General features: G+C 62.4%; 23 protein-coding genes. 3 read left to right on the top strand and 20 right to left on the bottom strand.

From position 1 onward, the window contains the following. Position 1: 1 nt before the first annotated feature. From D4754_RS19930 to rplO, 8 genes are all read right to left on the bottom strand, one after another. A complete protein-coding gene (locus D4754_RS19930) occupies positions 2 to 1,390 on the bottom strand; it encodes a trypsin-like peptidase domain-containing protein (RefSeq protein ID WP_121067105.1) in 1,389 nt (462 codons plus the stop codon). A 249-nt stretch (positions 1,391 to 1,639) separates the two neighbouring features. Continuing rightward, positions 1,640 to 2,059 (bottom strand): 50S ribosomal protein L17, encoded by a 420-nt coding sequence (rplQ, locus tag D4754_RS19925; protein WP_121067102.1) that lies wholly within the window; start codon positions 2,057 to 2,059, stop codon positions 1,640 to 1,642. 159 nt (positions 2,060 to 2,218) lie between these two features. Continuing rightward, on the bottom strand, positions 2,219 to 3,235 hold the full coding sequence (locus D4754_RS19920; protein WP_121067359.1) for a DNA-directed RNA polymerase subunit alpha: 1,017 nt from the start codon (positions 3,233 to 3,235) through the stop codon (positions 2,219 to 2,221). A 116-nt stretch (positions 3,236 to 3,351) separates the two neighbouring features. Continuing rightward, complete coding sequence (gene rpsK / locus D4754_RS19915; protein WP_121067099.1) at positions 3,352 to 3,744, bottom strand: 30S ribosomal protein S11; 393 nt, start codon at positions 3,742 to 3,744, stop codon at positions 3,352 to 3,354. 15 nt (positions 3,745 to 3,759) lie between these two features. After that, a complete protein-coding gene (rpsM, locus tag D4754_RS19910) occupies positions 3,760 to 4,128 on the bottom strand; it encodes a 30S ribosomal protein S13 (protein ID WP_121067097.1) in 369 nt (122 codons plus the stop codon). Between the two features lie 259 nt (positions 4,129 to 4,387). Further along, positions 4,388 to 5,035: an adenylate kinase gene (locus D4754_RS19905; protein ID WP_121067356.1), complete on the bottom strand. Its 648-nt coding sequence runs from the start codon at positions 5,033 to 5,035 to the stop codon at positions 4,388 to 4,390. 36 nt (positions 5,036 to 5,071) lie between these two features. Next, the gene (gene secY / locus D4754_RS19900) at positions 5,072 to 6,436 is read right to left on the bottom strand and encodes a preprotein translocase subunit SecY (RefSeq protein WP_121067094.1); all 1,365 of its coding nucleotides are present in this window, start codon (positions 6,434 to 6,436) and stop codon (positions 5,072 to 5,074) included. Positions 6,437 to 6,544: 108 nt separating this feature from the next. Then, complete coding sequence (gene rplO / locus D4754_RS19895) at positions 6,545 to 7,018, bottom strand: 50S ribosomal protein L15 (RefSeq protein WP_121067091.1); 474 nt, start codon at positions 7,016 to 7,018, stop codon at positions 6,545 to 6,547. A 267-nt stretch (positions 7,019 to 7,285) separates the two neighbouring features. Here rplO and D4754_RS19890 point away from each other — a divergent pair, with 267 nt between their 5' ends. Continuing rightward, positions 7,286 to 7,672 carry a DUF302 domain-containing protein gene (locus D4754_RS19890; protein ID WP_121067088.1) on the top strand — a complete coding sequence of 129 codons (387 nt, stop codon included), beginning with the start codon at positions 7,286 to 7,288 and terminating at the stop codon, positions 7,670 to 7,672. A gap of 141 nt (positions 7,673 to 7,813) precedes the next feature. Here the strand turns inward: D4754_RS19890 and rpmD are convergent, their stop codons facing one another. The 11 genes from rpmD to rpmC form a co-directional block, all read right to left on the bottom strand. Continuing rightward, positions 7,814 to 8,002: a 50S ribosomal protein L30 gene (gene rpmD / locus D4754_RS19885; protein ID WP_121067085.1), complete on the bottom strand. Its 189-nt coding sequence runs from the start codon at positions 8,000 to 8,002 to the stop codon at positions 7,814 to 7,816. Between the two features lie 12 nt (positions 8,003 to 8,014). Next, positions 8,015 to 8,593 (bottom strand): 30S ribosomal protein S5, encoded by a 579-nt coding sequence (rpsE, locus tag D4754_RS19880; RefSeq protein ID WP_121067082.1) that lies wholly within the window; start codon positions 8,591 to 8,593, stop codon positions 8,015 to 8,017. Between the two features lie 204 nt (positions 8,594 to 8,797). Further along, complete coding sequence (gene rplR, locus D4754_RS19875) at positions 8,798 to 9,157, bottom strand: 50S ribosomal protein L18 (RefSeq protein WP_121067079.1); 360 nt, start codon at positions 9,155 to 9,157, stop codon at positions 8,798 to 8,800. An 11-nt stretch (positions 9,158 to 9,168) separates the two neighbouring features. Further along, the gene (gene rplF / locus D4754_RS19870; RefSeq protein WP_121067076.1) at positions 9,169 to 9,702 is read right to left on the bottom strand and encodes a 50S ribosomal protein L6; all 534 of its coding nucleotides are present in this window, start codon (positions 9,700 to 9,702) and stop codon (positions 9,169 to 9,171) included. 10 nt (positions 9,703 to 9,712) lie between these two features. Next, on the bottom strand, positions 9,713 to 10,105 hold the full coding sequence (gene rpsH / locus D4754_RS19865) for a 30S ribosomal protein S8 (RefSeq protein WP_121067073.1): 393 nt from the start codon (positions 10,103 to 10,105) through the stop codon (positions 9,713 to 9,715). 13 nt (positions 10,106 to 10,118) lie between these two features. After that, on the bottom strand, positions 10,119 to 10,424 hold the full coding sequence (rpsN, locus tag D4754_RS19860) for a 30S ribosomal protein S14 (protein ID WP_121067070.1): 306 nt from the start codon (positions 10,422 to 10,424) through the stop codon (positions 10,119 to 10,121). A 19-nt stretch (positions 10,425 to 10,443) separates the two neighbouring features. Beyond that, entirely contained in the window at positions 10,444 to 11,007 is a 564-nt protein-coding gene (gene rplE, locus D4754_RS19855) for a 50S ribosomal protein L5 (protein WP_121067067.1), read from the bottom strand. Beyond that, a complete protein-coding gene (gene rplX, locus D4754_RS19850) occupies positions 11,000 to 11,311 on the bottom strand; it encodes a 50S ribosomal protein L24 (protein WP_121067064.1) in 312 nt (103 codons plus the stop codon). Before rplX ends, rplE begins: the two co-directional genes overlap by 8 nt. A 1-nt stretch (position 11,312) precedes the next feature. Beyond that, entirely contained in the window at positions 11,313 to 11,681 is a 369-nt protein-coding gene (rplN, locus tag D4754_RS19845; RefSeq protein WP_011567679.1) for a 50S ribosomal protein L14, read from the bottom strand. 118 nt (positions 11,682 to 11,799) lie between these two features. Beyond that, entirely contained in the window at positions 11,800 to 12,030 is a 231-nt protein-coding gene (gene rpsQ / locus D4754_RS19840) for a 30S ribosomal protein S17 (protein ID WP_121067061.1), read from the bottom strand. 12 nt (positions 12,031 to 12,042) lie between these two features. Continuing rightward, entirely contained in the window at positions 12,043 to 12,243 is a 201-nt protein-coding gene (gene rpmC, locus D4754_RS19835; protein ID WP_121067057.1) for a 50S ribosomal protein L29, read from the bottom strand. A gap of 440 nt (positions 12,244 to 12,683) precedes the next feature. On the opposite strand from rpmC, the gene D4754_RS19830 reads away from it, so the two are divergent. Further along, positions 12,684 to 13,772 carry a transporter substrate-binding domain-containing protein gene (locus tag D4754_RS19830; protein WP_121067054.1) on the top strand — a complete coding sequence of 363 codons (1,089 nt, stop codon included), beginning with the start codon at positions 12,684 to 12,686 and terminating at the stop codon, positions 13,770 to 13,772. A 2-nt stretch (positions 13,773 to 13,774) separates the two neighbouring features. On the opposite strand, the gene D4754_RS19825 is transcribed toward D4754_RS19830, so the two are convergent. Further along, entirely contained in the window at positions 13,775 to 14,395 is a 621-nt protein-coding gene (locus D4754_RS19825; RefSeq protein WP_121067051.1) for a 2OG-Fe(II) oxygenase family protein, read from the bottom strand. Between the two features lie 110 nt (positions 14,396 to 14,505). On the opposite strand from D4754_RS19825, the gene speB reads away from it, so the two are divergent. Next, a complete protein-coding gene (gene speB / locus D4754_RS19820; protein WP_121067048.1) occupies positions 14,506 to 15,462 on the top strand; it encodes an agmatinase in 957 nt (318 codons plus the stop codon). Positions 15,463 to 15,622 lie beyond the last annotated feature (160 nt).

Below are 15,622 nucleotides of genomic sequence, written 5' to 3'. Positions count from 1 at the left end.
GTCAGGTCCGGAAGGCCAGCGAATACCGCCGCCCGCCGCGCTCGATCTCGATCTCGATCTCCACGCGGCCCCGCTGACGGGACAGCGCGTCCACCACGTCACCGCTCCGCTCGATGGCCCGACCGTTTACTTCCAGCAGAATATCGCCCCGCTGCAGCCCGGCCCAGGCACCGACGCGGCCCGGCTCCAGCACCGCAACCCCGTCGTCGCGCAGTCCCAACTGATGGCGCAGGATGACGGCCGGGTTGATCCGCGCGACCGTCAGGCCCGGCAGGGCGCTGTTCTCGTCCAGCACGGTTTCCTCGGCCGGGGGATCGTCGGGCGGATCGATCATCGCGACCTCGATATCCTCGGCCACGCCCCCACGGACCCGGGTCACCGTCGCCGTACCGCCAAGACCCGCAATGGTCATGCGAAACACCATCTCGGCGGGGGAGTTCACATCCAGCCCCCCGACATGGGTGATCAGGTCGCCCACCTCGAACCCCGCAGCGCGGAAGGGGCTCGCCCTGTGCATCTCTGCAATCAGGATACCGCCGGGCACGCCAAGACCAAGGCTGTCGGCCAAGTCGCCATCGACCTCCTGCCCCGACATGCCGGCCCACGGGCGCTGGAATTGGTCGTGCCCGTCCTTTGCCTGCTCCAGGAAGGCGCGCACCAGATTTGCCGGGATCGCGAAGCCGATCCCGTTCGATCCCCCCGACCGCGACAGGATCGCGGTGTTGATGCCGATCAGGTCGCCGTTCACGTCGACCAGCGCGCCACCGGAATTGCCCGGATTGATCGGCGCATCGGTCTGCAGGAAGTAGCTGCGCGCATTGCCGCGGATCACGCCGGCCCGGGCCAGCCCCGAAATGATGCCGCTGGTAACTGTCTGCCCCACGCCGAACGGGTTGCCGATGGCCAGCACCAGTTCACCCACTTCGACCGCGTCGCTGTCGCGCAGGGACAGCGCTGGCAGATCTTCGGCATCGTCGATCTGCAACACGGCAAGGTCGGCCATCTCGTCGGCCAGCAGTACATGCGCCTGGAATTCCCGCCGGTCGGCCAAGACCACTCGGATATCCGTCGCGCCGCCGACGACGTGGTAGTTCGACATCACGATCCCGCTTTCATCAAGGATCACGCCCGAGCCGAGGCTGTTCTGCACCCGCGGCTGCGGGCGGCCGAACCCGCGGAAGAAATCCTCGAAGAACGGATCGCCTGCAAACGGGCTGGGCCGTGCTTCGGTCATCCGCTTGGCGTAGATGTTGACGACGGCCGGGGCCGCACGCTTGACGACCGGCGCGAAGGACAGCGCGATCTGTCCCTGGCTGGCGGGCACCTGCGTCTGGGCCGCGGCCGGCACGGCCAGAACCATCGTGATGCACAGAAGAATGTATCGGATCATTGCCACCCTCGCAGTCTTTCAATGGATATGCTGGCCCCGGCGCCGGGATGCAAGAAACGGAACGCGGCGGAAGCAAAGGATCGCGCCCGGGGCGCGCGGGCAAGGAGGATCGCACCAGCGATCCGACGGGGGCGGGCGGGCCCGTGCGCCCCGGGGGCGATCCGGGGTGCGGCCTGGACCGCCCGACACAAAAAAAGCGCCCCCGCCGGACCGGCAGGGGCGCTGACCCGAACGATACGGGCGAAAGTCTTATTCTTCAGCCGCTTCTTCTTCTGCGACGCGGGCCTTGTCGGCCGCACCTTTCGCATCAGGATCGCGGTCGACCAGTTCGATGATCGCCATCGGCGCCATGTCACCATAGCGGAAGCCGGCTTTCAGGATCCGGATGTAGCCACCCGGACGCTCGGCATAACGCGGGCCCAGAACGTCGAACAGCTTGGCGACGTCCTTGTCTTCCTTCAGGCGCGAGGCCGCGATGCGGCGGGAGTGCAGGTCACCCTTCTTGGCGAGCGTGATCAGCTTTTCGACCACCGGGCGAAGTTCCTTCGCCTTGGGCAGGGTCGTCTTGATCTGCTCGTGCTCGATCAGCGAGCCGGCCATGTTGGCCCAGAGAGCCTTGCGGTGTTCATGTGTACGGTTGAGGCGGCGGTATCCGCGAGCGTGGCGCATGTTTCTATCCTTACTACGTGTTTTGCTTTGTCCGGCGAACCATGCGAGCGGTCCGCTCTCCTTGGGGCAGGTGCCCGGGTCGTGGTAGCGGTGCGTGGAGACCACGCACCCTACGGTCGGCGGCGCGGTAGGGTGCGTGGTTTCCCACGCACCGCCACCTTAAAATGCGTCGTCGAATTTCTTGGCGAGATCCTCGATATTGTCGGGCGGCCAGTCCTCGACATCCATGCCCAGGTGCAGGCCCATGCCCGACAGGACTTCCTTGATCTCGTTCAGCGACTTCCGCCCGAAGTTGGGCGTCCGCAGCATTTCGGCTTCCGTCTTCTGGATCAGGTCGCCGATATAGACGATGTTGTCGTTCTTCAGGCAGTTTGCCGAACGGACCGAAAGCTCGAGCTCGTCGACCTTCTTCAGAAGCAACGGGTTGAATTCCAGCCCGTCGTCATCGTCCTGGCGGCCAGCCGATTCCGGCTCGTCGAAGTTCACGAAGACCGAAAGCTGATCCTGCAGGATCCGCGCGGCATAGGCCACGGCATCGTCCGGCGTGATCGAACCGTCGGTGTCGATCTTCATCGTCAGCTTGTCGTAATCCAGCACCTGGCCCTCGCGGGTGGGCTGCACGTCATACGACACGCGCTTGACCGGCGAATAGATCGCATCGATCGGGATCAGGCCGATCGGGGCATCTTCCGGCTTGTTCTTGTCGGCCGACACATAGCCCTTGCCGGTGTTCACCGTCAGTTCCATGTACAGGTCCGCACCGTCATCCAGGTGGCAGATCACGTGATCGCGGTTCAGGATCTCGATCCCGGCGCTGTCCGAAATGTCACCAGCCGTCACGACCTTCGGGCCGCGGGCCGAGACCGACAAGCGCTTGGGCCCTTCGACCTCCATGCGGAGAGCGACGGCCTTGAGGTTCAGAATGATATCTGTCACATCTTCGCGCACGCCAGCGACGGACGAGAACTCGTGCAGGACGTTGTCGATCTGCACCGACGTGATGGCCGCGCCCTGAAGCGAAGACAGCAGGATGCGGCGCAGCGCGTTGCCGAGCGTCAGGCCGAAGCCACGCTCCAGCGGTTCTGCCACGACGGTTGCCTGCCGTGCCGGGTCGTTACCCGGACGCACGTCCAGCTGGGTCGGCTTGATAAGTTCAGCCCAGTTCTTGTGGATCATGTTTCCCTCCATTCCTGACCGTCTCCCATGACCGGATAGAGACGGGCGCCCGAGGTAAATAATATGACGGCCAAAGGCCGCGCTCCCGGCGCGGCCCTTGAAAATCTGTTGCGAGGTCAGACGCGGCGGCGCTTCGGCGGACGGCACCCGTTATGCGCAATCGGCGTGACATCGCGGATCGAATTGATGTTGAAACCGGCGGCTGCCAGGGCGCGCAGGGCGCTTTCCCGGCCCGAACCGGGGCCCTGAACTTCGACGTCCAGCGTCTTTACGCCATGTTCCTGTGCCTTGCGGCCGACATCCTCGGCGGCCATCTGGGCGGCGTAGGGGGTCGACTTCCGCGAGCCTTTGAAGCCCATGGTGCCCGCCGACGACCAGGCAATTGCATTGCCCTGCACGTCCGAGATCAGGATCTTGGTGTTGTTGAAGGTCGAGTTCACATGAGCAACGCCAGTGGCGATGTTCTTGGAGACCTTTTTCTTGCCAGCGCGGCGTGTATCGCGTGCCATTGGTATGAGCCTCCCTTACTTCTTCTTGCCGGCGATCGGCTTCGCCGGGCCCTTGCGGGTACGAGCGTTGGTGTGCGTACGCTGACCGCGCACGGGGAGGTTGCGGCGATGACGCAGACCGCGGTAGCAGCCGAGGTCCATCAGACGCTTGACGTTCATCTGCACTTCGCGGCGCAGGTCGCCTTCGACAGTGAAGTTGGCGTCGATATGTTCGCGGATCTGCAGAACTTCGGAATCGCTCAGCTCGTTCACCCGGCGGGCCTGGTCGATGCCGACCGCTTCGCAGATGGTTTTGGCCGAGCTCGGGCCGATTCCGGTGATGTAGGTGAGCGCAATGGGAACCCGCTTTGCAGTCGGGATGTTAACGCCGGCAATACGTGCCACGTGGTACTTTCCTTTTTCGTTGCGGTTCCGTAGCCCCAGAACCTTTTTTCACAACGCCGGGGGGGTTACCCTAGCATATGGATTGAAACGAATCGAACAGGCCGATCACCAACGGTGCCAGGACCTGATTCTGATGCGAGACACCGGCTCTTAGGAGTATTGCAACCTGTCGTCAAGGGCAGCCGACATTCGATGGCCGCCCGATACGGGAAATCCGTATCGATGTCGAACAGGCGTGGAGCGTCGCAGGAAACAGATCCTACGCTTCGTCCACGATCTTCGCGATCGACGCCTGGACCTTCGCGATATCCGCCAGCCCGTCGACAGTCGAAAGCTTGCCCTTGGCATAGTAGTAACCGATCAGCGGCGACGTCTTCTTGTAGTATTCCATCAGCCGCGTCTTCAGGCTTTCCTCGTTGTCGTCGGCCCGGCGCTTGAATTCCGTGCTGCCGCAGTTGGAGCATTTGCCATCGGCCGGGATCGGCTTGGTCTTGTCGTTGTAGACCTCGCCGCAGGACGCGCAGGTCGACCGGGCGGTGATGCGTTCCACCAGTGCCTCGTCGTCGACTTCCATGGCGATGGCGGCGCCCAGTTCTTGGCCTTCTTCGGCCAGCAATTCACCCAGCGCATCTGCCTGCCCCAGCGTGCGGGGGAAGCCGTCGAAGATGAAGCCGTTGGCAGAGGTCGTTTCCAGCTTCTCGCGGATCAGGCCGATCACGATCTCGTCGGTCACAAGCTCCCCGCGGTCCATGACATCGGCAACGATCTTGCCCATCTCGGTCCCGCTGGTGCGGGCGTCGCGCAGCATGTCACCAGTTGACAGTTGCACCATTCCGCGTTTCTCTACGAGGTGACGCGCTTGCGTCCCCTTGCCCGCACCCGGCGGGCCCAACAAGATGATATTCATGATCGTCCCCAACTCCCCGCCTGTCACGGGCACCTGTCAGCGCCGCACGGGGCCTCGCTTCGTTCGCTTCTTGCTTTTACCGCGCAGTTGCGACTTTTCAATCAGGCCTTCGTACTGGTGCGCCAAAAGGTGGCTTTGCACCTGCTGGATCGTGTCCATGGTCACCGAAACGACAATCAGCACAGAAGTACCGCCGAAATAGAACGGCACAGCAAACTGGTTGCGCAGGATCTCCGGGAACACGCAGACCGCCGCCAAGTACGCCGAACCCAGGACCAGCACGCGGTTGACGACGAACTCGATATACTCGGCCGTGCGCTTGCCGGGACGGATACCCGGGATGAAGCCGTTCTGTTTCTTCAGGTTGTCGGCCACGTCATCGGGTTTGAAGGAAACGTTGAACGTGTAGAAATAGGTGAAGAACACGATCATGCCAATGAAGAACAGCAGGTACAGCGGCTGGCCCGGCCCGAAATAGGCCATCAGCGTCGACATCACCGGACCGGTCGCCGTTCCGGTGGAGAAGGTCGAGATCGTGGTCGGCAGCAGCAGCAGGGACGAGGCGAAGATCGCCGGGATGACGCCTGCCGGGTTCACCTTGACCGGCAGGTGCGAGGACCCGCCGTCATAGACCTTCATCCCCACCTGCCGGCGCGGATACTGGATATGGATCTTGCGCAGCGCGCGTTCCATGAACACCACGAAGGTGATCATGGCGATCACAAGGACGATCACTCCGATGATCACGGCCGGGCTGATGGCCCCCGACCGGCCGGACGAAAAGAACTGCGCCAGGGCCGCGGGAATTTCCGCGATGATGCCAACGAAGATGATCAGCGAGATACCGTTGCCGACGCCGCGCGCGGTGATCTGTTCACCCAGCCACATCAGGAACATCGTGCCGCCAACCAGCGTGATGATGGTCGAGGCCAGGAAGTAGAAGCCCGGCGCCGTCGCCAGATCACCGGATTGCAGCGAAACGGCCAGTCCGTAGGCCTGCACCGTCGCCAGCAGCACCGTGCCGTAGCGCGTGTACTGGTTGATCTTTTTGCGACCCTGTTCGCCCTCTTTCTTCAGCTGCTCCAGCGACGGCACCATGGCCGTGAGAAGCTGCACGATGATCGAGGCCGAGATATAGGGCATGATCCCCAGCGCGAAAATCCCCATCCGGCCAAGCGCGCCGCCGGTGAACATGGAAACCATGCCGCCGATGCCCTGCCCCGCCTGCTCCATGAACTGGCGCAGCGCGATCGCGTCGATGCCGGGAACGGGAATGAATGTCCCCAGCCGGTACACGATCAGCAGGCCAAGCGTGAAGAGGATGCGGTTCCGCAGGTCGGTCGCTTTACCCAGCGCGGCCCAGCTGGTGTTTGCGGCCATCTGTTCAGCGGCTGATACCATGGATCGGTCTCTTTTGCGAAAACGCCGCCCGGAAGCCGTTTTCCGGCGGGGCGGCGTTATGGAAAACTATATGGGTAGATAGGCCGCGCGGACGCGGCCCACAACCCGTCAGGCCGTCGCGGCAGGCGCCGCAACGGTGAGCGTGCCACCGGCTTTTTCAACTGCCTCTACGGCAGAGGCGGAAGCGCCTGTGACGGTCAGCGTCAGGGCCGAGGTCACGTCGCCCTTGGCCAGAACCCGCACGCCATCGCGCTTGCGACGGACGAGGCCCGAGGCCACCAGAACATCTTCGTCCACCGGCTTGCCGGCATCGATCTTGCCTGCGTCGATGAACTTCTGGATCAGGCCCAGGTTGACGACGGAATATTCCTTGCGGTTCGGCTTGGTAAAGCCGCGCTTGGGAAGACGCTGGTAGAGCGGCATCTGGCCGCCCTCGTATCCCTTGATGGCCACGCCCGAACGGGATTTCTGACCCTTGATCCCGCGGCCGGCGGTCTTGCCCTTGGACGAACCCGGGCCGCGACCGACGCGGCGTGCCTTCTTGGTGGCGCCGGGATTGTCGTGCAATTCATTCAGTTTCATGTCGCTTCTCCTTACCGGAAGCGCCCCTCGAAGCGATATGGGACGAACACGGCGTTTCTTGATGTTGATTCCATGGCTCGGAACGAACCACCGGGAGCGTATAGGGGCCACGTGCGGATATTGCAAGAACCGCTGCGCGGGCCCGGCGCGCGGTAGCGCTCGGAATGCCTTGCGGACACCGTCCCTGCCGGTGGCGACACGATCCCGTTTGACATGGCGGCCCGGACGCAACATATATGATTTAATGCATATATTGGAGATTTCCCTATGACCTACACGATCGACCGCCTGTTTCCCGATGCCAAACTCGACGACATCGACGCCCGCACGCGTGCGGCCCTTGCCGACAAGGGCTTCGGCATCCTGACCGAAATCGACGTGCAGGCAACGATGAAAAAGAAGATCGACAAGGATATGAGCGCCTACCGGATCCTGGGCGCCTGCAGCCCGACCATGGCGTGGGAAGCCATCCGGATGGAGCCCCGCGTCGGCGCCATGCTGCCCTGCAACGTTATCCTGCGCCAGACCAGGGGCGGCGTGGAGGTCAGCGCCATCGATCCGGTCGCCTCGATGATGGCCATCCCCAACGACGAGCTGCATGCCGTCGCCGAGCAGGTCCGTCAGATGCTGGCCGACGCGATCGACGCGATCTGACAGCACACGGGCAGGCGCCGCGGGGGCGGGTGGTTCCCACGGACCGCCTCCGGCCCCCCCCAAACGCAAAGCGCCCCGCACAAGGCGGGGCGCTTCGTTACTTGCCGTAGGATGCTTGGTTCTCACGCACCGCACGCGACGTCAGTCGCGCTCTTCGACGATTTCCACCAGGTGCGGGATCTTCGAGACCATGCCACGGATCGAGGGCGTGTCTTCCAGTTCGCGCGTCTTGTGCATCTTGTTCAGGCCCAGGCCGATCAGCGTACGACGCTGTTCTGCGGGGCGACGGATCGGCGAGCCGATCTGCTTGACGACGATTGTCTTTGCCATTGATCGCTCTCCTTACGCCTCTGCCGGCTCGGCTTCGGCCTGCTTGGCCGGCGCGTCGCCCTTGGACAGGATGTCCGCCACTTTCTTGCCACGACGCTGGGCCACCAGGCGGGGGCTCTGCTCTTTCTGCAGGCCGTCCAGGGTGGCGCGGATCATGTTGTAGGGGTTCTGCGAGCCCAGCGACTTCGACACGACGTCCTTGATGCCCAGCATCTCGAACACGGCACGCATCGGACCACCGGCGATGATCCCCGTCCCTTCCGGCGCGGTGCGCATGACGACCTTGCCAGCGCCCCAGCGGCCTTCCATGTCGTGGTGCAGGGTCCGGCCCTCGCGCAGCGGCACGCGGATCATCTTGCGCTTCGCCTGCTCGGTCGCCTTGCGTATCGCCTCGGGGACTTCCTTGGCCTTGCCCTTGCCGAAGCCGACACGGCCCTTCTGGTCGCCCACGACGACGAGCGCCGCGAAACCGAAGCGCTTGCCGCCCTTGACGGTCTTCGACACACGGTTGATCGCGACCAGGCGGTCGGAAAATTCGGGGTTCTCGTCGCGGTCGCGGCGGTTGCCCCGGCGGTTGTCACGTTCTGCCATTCGGCATTCCTTCTTCCTGGCGCCCGTGCGCCTGTCTGTTCGATCACAGTGGTCTGCAGCCGAAACCGCAGAGCCCTCGATCATCGAGGCGGACGTGTCCGCCTACACGAAAGGTGCGCGGAGACCACGCACCCTGCTTTGTCATGCCGGGCAAACCGCCCGGTGCCGTCCGTAGGGTGCGTGGTTTCCCACGCACCGCCACGATCAGATCTTCAGACCGCCTTCGCGGGCTGCATCGGCCAGTGCCTTGATCTTCCCGTGGAACAGGAAGCCGCCACGGTCGAAATAGGCTTCTTCCACCCCGGCCGCCTTGGCGCGTTCGGCGATTGCCGTGCCAACCTTGGTTGCCGCTTCGACGTTCTTCTTGCCGACAACGCCCAGGTCCTTTTCCAACGTCGATGCCGCGGCGACGGTGCGCCCCGCGATATCGTCGATCAGCTGGACCGAGATGTTCTTGTTCGAACGGTGGACCGAAAGCCGGAGACGACCGGCGTTGACTTTGCGAAGCTTGCTTCTGACGCGCATACGGCGCTTCAGAAACAGCGTACGTTTGCTGTTTGCCATTTTGCGTGCCTTTACTTCTTCTTGCCTTCCTTGCGGAAGATATACTCGCCCGCGTACTTGATGCCCTTGCCCTTGTAGGGCTCGGGCGCACGCCAGGCGCGGATGTTCGCGGCGACCTGGCCAACCAGCTGCTCGTCGGAACCTTCGACAGAGACTTCGGTCGGTTTCGCCGACGTGATCGTCACCCCGTCGGGGATGGCGAAGTTCACATCGTGACTGTAGCCCAGGTTCAGCTTCAGGACATTGCCCTGAACCTGCGCACGATAGCCCACACCGCTGATTTCAAGATCTTTCTTGAAACCGGTGGACACCCCGGTGACGAGGTTCTGCACCATGGTGCGGCTCATGCCCCACTGCTGGCGCGCGCGCTTGGACTTGCCCCGCGGCGTGACGGTGATGATATTGTCGTTAACGGCAATATTAACATCGTCGGTCGCGGTGAAGCTGCGGGTGCCTTTAGGCCCCTTCACTTCGATCTTCTGGCCGGAGACCGAGGCGGACACACCACCCGGAAGCTCGACCGGTTTCTTACCAATCCGAGACATCACGCCCTCCTTAGAAGACAGTGCAAAGCACTTCGCCGCCAATATTCTGGCTACGAGCGTTTGCATCCGACATCACGCCGCGCGGCGTGGAGACAATCGAGACACCAAGACCCTGCCGCACTTCGGGCAGATCCTTGACGCCTGCATATACGCGACGACCGGGGGTCGACACGCGCTTGAGTTCGCGGATCACGGGAGCGCCTTCGTAGTACTTCAGGCTGATCTCGAGCGCCGGGTGGCCGTTTTCACCGGTCACCTTTTCATAGCCGCGGATGTAACCTTCGTCCGCAAGCACATCGAGAACCCAGGCCCGGACTTTCGAGGCCGGTGTGATAACCGTGGACCGCCGGCGCATCTGCGCGTTGCGGATCCGGGTGAGCATATCGCCGATAGGATCGTTCATCTATTGCCCTCCCTTACCAGCTCGATTTCACCAGACCGGGGATCTGACCGTTGGAGCCAAGCTCCCGCAGTGCAATCCGGCTGACTTTCAGTTTGCGATAATACGCGTGCGGACGACCCGTCAGCTGGCAGCGGTTGTGCAGCCGCGTGGGCGAGCTGTTGCGCGGCAGCTTTGCCAGCTCCAGCCGTGCCTTGAACCGCTCTTCCATCGGGCGGCTGTCGTCATTCGCGATTGCCTTCAGCTCGGCACGCTTGGCAGCGTAGCGGGCCACCAGCTTCTCGCGCTTCTTTTCGCGTTCGATCATGGATTTCTTGGCCATGTGGTGTTCCTTCCCGCGCTTACGAGTTGAAGGGCATGTTGAAATGCTTCAACAGCGCCTTGGCTTCGGCGTCGGTCTTCGCCGTGGTGGCGATGATGACGTCCATCCCCCAGTTCTCGTCGACCTTGTCGAAGTCGATCTCGGGGAAAACGATGTGTTCCTTGATGCCCATGGCATAATTGCCACGACCATCGAAGCTCTTGCCCGACACGCCGCGGAAGTCGCGGATACGGGGCATCGCCACGGTGATCAGGCGGTCGAGGAATTCATACATCCGGTCGCCACGCAGCGTGACCTTGGCGCCCAGCGGCATTTCTTCACGAACACGGAAACCGGCGATCGATTTCTTCGCCACGGTGGTCAGGGCTTTCTGGCCAGCGATGGTGGTCAGGTCTTCCTGGGCCGACTTGGCTTTCTTGGAATCCCGGACCGCCTCGGCGCCACAGCCGATGTTCAGAACGATCTTGTCCAGCTTGGGGATCATCATCTCGTTCTTGTAGCCGAACTCTTCTTTCAGAGCGGCGCGGATCGTCTCGCGGTATACTGTCCGCAGACGCGGTGCATAATCGGCAGCATCAAGCATCGATCACGTCCCCCGTGGTCTTGGCGAAACGCACCTTCTTGCCGTCTTCGATCTTGAAGCCGACGCGGGAGGGTTTGCCGTTGGCATCTTTGAAGGCAAGGTTCGACAGCTCGATGGGAAGAGCTTTCGGGATCTTGCCGCCCTGGCTGTTCTGGCTTTGGCGGGTGTGGCGGATGGCGATGTTGATGCCTTCGACCACGGCCTTGCCGGACTTGGGGTCGACAGACTGGATCGTGCCTTCCTTGCCCTTGTCCTTGCCGGCGATCACGACAACCGCGTCGCCCTTCTTCAGTTTAGCAGCCATCTCACAGCACCTCCGGGGCGAGCGAAATGATCTTCATGAAGTTCTTCGCGCGCAGCTCACGGACGACCGGGCCAAAGATCCGGGTGCCGATCGGCTCGTTGTTGTTGTTGAGAATGACGGCGGCGTTGCGATCGAAGCGGATCGCGGTGCCGTCTTCGCGGCGGACTTCCTTGGCGGTGCGCACGACGACTGCTTTACGCACGTCGCCCTTTTTCACGCGGCCACGCGGAATGGCTTCTTTCACCGACACCACGATGATGTCGCCGACAGAAGCATATTTCCGCTTGGATCCGCCAAGAACCTTGATGCACTGAACACGGCGAGCGCCGCTGTTGTCAGCTACATCCAGATTCGTCTGCATCTGGATCATGAGGTTTCTCCCGACCTTTGAGGACCTGTTCTTTCGGCCCCAGGGTTTCGATCAAACCAGGAAGTGATTTCCGGTCTGCCGACACAAAACGCGCCCCTCGGGGCGCGCTTCAGCCGGATCAGGCGTCAACCACCTCCCAGCGTTTGGTTTTCGACTTGGGCGCGCATTCGATGATGCGGACCTTGTCGCCGACCTTGAAGGTGTTCTTCTCGTCGTGCGCGCGGTACTTCTTGGATTTACGCACGGTCTTTTTCAGAACCGGGTGCGTGAAGCGGCGTTCGACGGAAACCGTCACGGTCTGTGCATTGGCGTCCGAAGTGACAACGCCGTTGAGGATACGTTTGGGCATCTCGGGCGCTCCTTATTCGGCTGCCGAATTGGCTTTTTCATTCAGGACGGTCATGACGCGCGCCACATTGCGGCGCACGACACGGATACGTGCCGAATTTTCGTTGGCGCCCGTCGCCTGCTGGAATCGCAGGTTGAAGGCTTCTTTCTTGAGAGTGACCAGATCCTCGCGGAGCTGATCTACGGACTTGTCCCGCAGCTCGGTGGCGTTCATTCGCCTGTTCCTTCTATCAACATCACTGGCGAGCCCCGGAATGTCCGGGTCACCCTGATTCCAGTGGAGGTCGTGGATGAGGTGGCCGGATACTCCGCCGGGGCCGGGAACGCAAGCCCTTTGATCATGTCCGCGCCGAACATCTGCTGCGACCATGCGTTCTTGATGCCCGGGCCAGTATGAGGCGCGGCCGGTAGGCCAAGGAAGGCATCATAGCAGCATCGCGTGGTGGGGACGAGCCACCCGGCCCCGCCAATCGCCGATTTCGCCCTTACCGGAAAAGAAGACCCAGCCGAACGTGAACCAGTAAACACCTGAAACATCCGTATCACACCGGCCGGGGCTCTCTCCGGCCAGTGTTTTCTTTTAGCGCCCCCTGCCCTAGAACCGCAGGATTATTACGTTCGACCGACGCGGAATTTTCCGAGTACGAGGCCCAGATGACCGTTTTCGCCCGCAGCCTCCGGCGCACCGCAGTGCTTTTCCTGACATTGCTGCTGACGATCGCGCCACTTTACGCGGCTGCCCAGGACCTCGATCGGTCATTGCGGATCGGCACCCGCGACGCGCCGCCCTTCGCGATGCAGAATGCTTCGGGCGAATGGCACGGCATGGCGATCGATCTGCTGGACGAACTCGCCGAGACGCTCGATTTCGAATACAGGCTGGTCGAAACCTCGCTGAGCGGGATGATCGACAATGTCGCCAGCGGCTCGCTCGATGGCTCCATCGCGGCAATGACGATCACGCTTCAACGGGAAAAGATCGTCGACTTCTCGCACCCCTACTACCGGACCGGGCTGGGCGTGGCCGTCGCGGAATCACACCGGGGCGGATTTCGCACGCTTTTTGTCGCGATGACAAACCCAACCCTTCTGTCCACGTTGGGCGCCCTTGGCGGGCTTTTGTTCGTGGTCGGCGCACTGGCCTGGCGGCTGGAACGCCGCAGGAATGCAAAACAGTTCGAACCCGAAGCCGGCAAGGGCATCTTTTCCGGGTTCTGGTGGGCCGTGGTGACGATGACGACGGTGGGCTACGGCGACAAGTCCCCGATCACTTTTGCGGGGCGGCTTCTGGCGATGTTCTGGATGCTTCTTGCGCTTGTTCTGACCTCGGCGATCACCGCCCAGCTGGCCGCCGGCCTGACTGCCGCGTCCTTCAACAGCGCCGTGACCGATACGTCCGACCTGACCCGTGTCCGCGTCGGCAGCCTTGCCGGTGCCTCTTCCGGCGAACCCCTTCGGGACATGCGGGTGAACCCCCTTGAATTCGACACGGTCGAAGAGGGGCTAATCGCGTTGGGTGAGGGCTATATCGACGCCTTCGTCCACGACCGGCCGGTGCTGACATGGAACGTGCAGAACTTCCACACGGTGCGGATGACGGATATCCAATTTGCCGAACAGGATTACGGCATCGTCCTGCCCGAAGGCGCGCCGGAAGCCCGCGAAACCCTGAACCGCGCGCTGCTGTCCTTCCTGACCACCGACCGCTGGGCCGAGATCCAAGCCTACTACCTGGGCCCCTGAGATCAAGCCCAGCTGTAATTGAAGCTGATCGAGATCCTGTCTTCCTCGGCCATGTTCATCGGCACCTCGTGCCGCAACCAGCTTTCCCAGAGCAGCACATCACCGGGTTTCGGCATCTCGTAGATGAAGGTCTTCAGCTCCCGCCGCGCATCCTTGCGGCGTACGGGTGAAGCCATCATCATTGCCGATCGCGGATCTTCGAACCGAATGGCGCTCGCCCCTTCCGGCACGGCAACATAGGTCGTGCCGCTGATGACCGAATGGGGATGGATGTGCGAGGTATGGATCCCGCCTTCGGGCAGGATGTTAATCCAGATATCTTCCAGCCGCACCTCGCGCCCATCCAGATCGAAATCCAGATCCTCGATGAACGTCGCGACGTGGCGGTCGAGAAGTTTCACCAGATCGCCGAAGATCGGAAACCGCCATGGCAGATCCGTGAGCGACGCATAGGAGGTGTAGCCGGCATAATCATTTGCCTCGCACCATTCCTGTCCCGCCTCGTCATCCTCGGCGATGGAATAGCACGATGCCTGAAGTTCGGTCGGATCGACTGGATCGCCCAGATCCGACAGCGCGGCGCGGTAAAGGCGGGTGACAAAAAGAGAGCTGATATCGGTCATGGCGCCTGATAGCGCAGCTTTGACGCACTGGCGAGAGGGCGCGGGCGTTGATCTTTGCCGCAGCCCAGTATCTGGTGGCGGCAACAGGCACGCGCAGGAAAGACCACGCCATGAGCGAGAAATATCCCGAATATGCCGACCCGCAGCTCCGCCCGCGCTACCTGGGCCTGCCCACGTTCATGCGGGCGCCCTATGCGGAAGATCTGGCGAATGTCGATATCGCGATGGTCGGTGTGCCCTTCGACGGCGGGGTCACCAATCGCCCGGGCGCGCGCCACGGGCCGCGCGAGGTGCGCAACCAAAGCTCCCTGATCCGAACCTTCAATCCGGCCACCGGCGTGAACCCGTTCGAACTTTGCCGCGTGGCGGATGTGGGCGATGCCTGGGCGGAAGAACCTTACGAATTGACGCAAGCCCACCACCAGATCCAGGAATGGTACGAACGCCTGAACGCGACGGGCGCCCGGCCGTTGAGCGTGGGGGGCGATCATTCCATCACGCTCCCCATCCTGCGGGCGCTGGCGGCCGACGGCCCCGTCGGCATGATCCACATCGACGCCCACGCCGATACGGGCGGCGATTACATGGGATCGAAGTTCCACCACGGCTCCCCCTTCCGAAACGCGGTGCTGGAGGGATTGCTGGATCCGAAACGGGTTTGCCAGATCGGTATCCGGGGGTCGATGAACGACCCGGCCTTGTGGGATTTCAGCTATGAATCCGGCATGCGCGTGATCCGGATGGAAGAATTCACCGACATGGGCTGGGCAGCCGCAATCGCAGACGCCCGCGAAGTCGTTGGCGACATGCCGACCTACGTGTCCTTCGACATCGACGCGCTCGATCCGGTTTACGCACCGGGCACCGGAACGCCGGAAGCGGGCGGAATCACGATGATCGAGGCGCAACGCATGATCCGGGAATTGTCAGGATTGAACATCGTCGGCGCGGACGTGGTGGAGGTCTCACCGCCGTTTGATGTCAGCGGTTTGACTGCCATGCACGGTGCGACGGTGATGTACGAGATCCTGTGCGTCATGGCGGAAGCCGTCGCCGAAGCGAAATAGCCCTTCCGGCGCCGTGGGTCTCAGATTACTGGGACGATTGAGGTTGTATTTCTGCGGTGCGTGGTCGGCTGGGTTTGGGGTCTGACCGGCGCTGCGGTTCTGGCCTGACGGGTTCTGCGCCGCCGACTGCACGGCGCGCAGCGTGCGCTGCGTTGGTTAT

This window comes from Chachezhania antarctica, assembly GCF_003646465.1.
GTDB classification, from domain to species: Bacteria; Pseudomonadota; Alphaproteobacteria; order Rhodobacterales; family Rhodobacteraceae; genus Chachezhania; species Chachezhania antarctica.
This window is presented reverse-complemented; position numbering and strand designations above follow the sequence as displayed.

Bases quoted from the DNA above. Each gene is read 5' to 3' on its own strand.
- D4754_RS19930 (WP_121067105.1), bottom strand. From the start codon at position 1,390: ATGATCCGATACATTCTTCTGTGCATCACGATGGTTCTGGCCGTGCCG.
- rplQ (WP_121067102.1), bottom strand. From the start codon at position 2,059: ATGCGCCACGCTCGCGGATACCGCCGCCTCAACCGTACACATGAACAC.
- D4754_RS19920 (WP_121067359.1), bottom strand. From the start codon at position 3,235: ATGATCCACAAGAACTGGGCTGAACTTATCAAGCCGACCCAGCTGGAC.
- rpsK (WP_121067099.1), bottom strand. From the start codon at position 3,744: ATGGCACGCGATACACGCCGCGCTGGCAAGAAAAAGGTCTCCAAGAAC.
- D4754_RS19905 (WP_121067356.1), bottom strand. From the start codon at position 5,035: ATGAATATCATCTTGTTGGGCCCGCCGGGTGCGGGCAAGGGGACGCAA.
- secY (WP_121067094.1), bottom strand. From the start codon at position 6,436: ATGGTATCAGCCGCTGAACAGATGGCCGCAAACACCAGCTGGGCCGCG.
- rplO (WP_121067091.1), bottom strand. From the start codon at position 7,018: ATGAAACTGAATGAATTGCACGACAATCCCGGCGCCACCAAGAAGGCA.
- D4754_RS19890 (WP_121067088.1), top strand. From the start codon at position 7,286: ATGACCTACACGATCGACCGCCTGTTTCCCGATGCCAAACTCGACGAC.
- rpmD (WP_121067085.1), bottom strand. From the start codon at position 8,002: ATGGCAAAGACAATCGTCGTCAAGCAGATCGGCTCGCCGATCCGTCGC.
- rpsE (WP_121067082.1), bottom strand. From the start codon at position 8,593: ATGGCAGAACGTGACAACCGCCGGGGCAACCGCCGCGACCGCGACGAG.
- rplR (WP_121067079.1), bottom strand. From the start codon at position 9,157: ATGGCAAACAGCAAACGTACGCTGTTTCTGAAGCGCCGTATGCGCGTC.
- rplF (WP_121067076.1), bottom strand. From the start codon at position 9,702: ATGTCTCGGATTGGTAAGAAACCGGTCGAGCTTCCGGGTGGTGTGTCC.
- rpsH (WP_121067073.1), bottom strand. From the start codon at position 10,105: ATGAACGATCCTATCGGCGATATGCTCACCCGGATCCGCAACGCGCAG.
- rpsN (WP_121067070.1), bottom strand. From the start codon at position 10,424: ATGGCCAAGAAATCCATGATCGAACGCGAAAAGAAGCGCGAGAAGCTG.
- rplE (WP_121067067.1), bottom strand. From the start codon at position 11,007: ATGCTTGATGCTGCCGATTATGCACCGCGTCTGCGGACAGTATACCGC.
- rplX (WP_121067064.1), bottom strand. From the start codon at position 11,311: ATGGCTGCTAAACTGAAGAAGGGCGACGCGGTTGTCGTGATCGCCGGC.
- rplN (WP_011567679.1), bottom strand. From the start codon at position 11,681: ATGATCCAGATGCAGACGAATCTGGATGTAGCTGACAACAGCGGCGCT.
- rpsQ (WP_121067061.1), bottom strand. From the start codon at position 12,030: ATGCCCAAACGTATCCTCAACGGCGTTGTCACTTCGGACGCCAATGCA.
- rpmC (WP_121067057.1), bottom strand. From the start codon at position 12,243: ATGAACGCCACCGAGCTGCGGGACAAGTCCGTAGATCAGCTCCGCGAG.
- D4754_RS19830 (WP_121067054.1), top strand. From the start codon at position 12,684: ATGACCGTTTTCGCCCGCAGCCTCCGGCGCACCGCAGTGCTTTTCCTG.
- D4754_RS19825 (WP_121067051.1), bottom strand. From the start codon at position 14,395: ATGACCGATATCAGCTCTCTTTTTGTCACCCGCCTTTACCGCGCCGCG.
- speB (WP_121067048.1), top strand. From the start codon at position 14,506: ATGAGCGAGAAATATCCCGAATATGCCGACCCGCAGCTCCGCCCGCGC.